At 65.1% G+C, this 1,334-nt stretch carries 3 protein-coding genes; all 3 read left to right on the top strand.

Annotation, left to right across the window (positions count from 1 at the left end):
• On the top strand, positions 1 to 400 hold a 400-nt coding region (locus tag AXK60_RS10490), incomplete at its 5' end, for an integrase core domain-containing protein (RefSeq protein ID WP_139057743.1).
• Between the two features lie 416 nt (positions 401 to 816).
• Entirely contained in the window at positions 817 to 957 is a 141-nt protein-coding gene (locus AXK60_RS26925; RefSeq protein WP_175399987.1) for a hypothetical protein, read from the top strand.
• 127 nt (positions 958 to 1,084) lie between these two features.
• The coding region (locus AXK60_RS10480; protein WP_139057831.1) for a helix-turn-helix domain-containing protein at positions 1,085 to 1,334 on the top strand (250 nt) is incomplete at its 3' end.

The raw sequence follows: 1,334 nt of genomic DNA, 5'->3' as shown, positions 1-1,334 counted from the left end.
CAGTGACAGGAAACGTTGGGGTGCAGTTACTTTCGATCAGCTCATTCATCACAGTGATGCGGGGTCGCAGTACACCGCGATCACCTACAGTCAGTCGTTGGCCGACATCGGTGTGCGGCCGTCGATCGGCAGTATCGGCGACAGCTACGACAACGCGCTCGCCGAGTCGGTGAACTCGAGCTACAAGACCGAGCTCGTCTACCGCGAAGCCCCGTGGGCCGGCCTGGCCGACCTGCAGGCGGCGACCGCCGAATGGGTGCACTGGTACAACCACGAACGCCCGAACGGGTACTGCAACGACCTGAGCCCGGTGCACGCCGAGCGGATCTACTACGATCGACACCAGGCCACCGAAACGGTGCCTACCCTGCCTGACCAGCTGGTCCAGGTAGCCAACTGAGAGATCCTCCGGGAAACCCGGGGTGGTTCAAGTCGTGGTCACCACATCCGCACCCTTGGCGGGGCTCCACCCCGACTTGGTAGTCAGAGTGTCGGGCGAATTACCAGTTGCTACAGCAGGGGCGCACCCCGTACCCGACGCGGCGTACACATTGCCGTTGTCGTCCCTCATGAAGAACGACAGCGTGCAGATGCGGTCGCCTGCACCCTTCGCGGGGGGCGAGCTTGCCCGACTCCCGACCGCCGCCACCGACGAACCGCAGCGCGGAGCCCTCGGTGAGGATCGGCGTGCCCTGCTTCGACCCGCTCAGCGACAGGGTGTCGCAGATGAGTTTGTTGGTGAGCGCGGAAGTCGGGGCGGGGTTAGTGCACGTCACCGCTTCCATACCCGCTGCGGGCACGGCAGGTCCGTTGACGGTGGAGCCGAAGACCTGGGAGCGGCGCACCGTCGCCGTCCCCGAGGAGGTCATGGAGCTGCTCGTGCCCGTGATCGCCGCACAGCCCAACCGAGACGGGCTCCTGTGGTCGCGCCCGTCGGACGGTGACTGCGCTCGTTGATTCTCCCCAGTTCTGCTAACTGAATCTCCCCACTTGTGTGCACCCGCCAAGTAATGGGCGGGGCCTCCCCGTGATGCTGGTGGTCTCTGACCACGCACCAGCCCTTCGAGGGAGGCCCCGCTCGTTCATGCTCACACAAGGAGAGACCGTGGAAGCACATGCTCTGCGCAAGCAGGGGTGGACGATCTCAGCGATCGCCCGTCATCTGGGACGGGACCGTAAGACCGTCCGCAACTATCTCAACGGGGTCACCGAGCCGGGTGTCCGCCACCGGGACGAGGACCCGTTCGAGCCGTTCGCCGAGTACGTCACCAGCCGCTTGCTCGAGGACCCGCATCTGTGGGCGCAGACCCTGTTCGACGAACTCGTCGAGATGC

Source organism: Tsukamurella pseudospumae, assembly GCF_001575195.1.
Lineage (GTDB): Bacteria > Actinomycetota > Actinomycetes > Mycobacteriales > Mycobacteriaceae > Tsukamurella > Tsukamurella pseudospumae.
The sequence above is the reverse complement of the archived record's forward strand: the minus strand, read 5'-3'. Positions and strand labels throughout refer to the sequence as shown.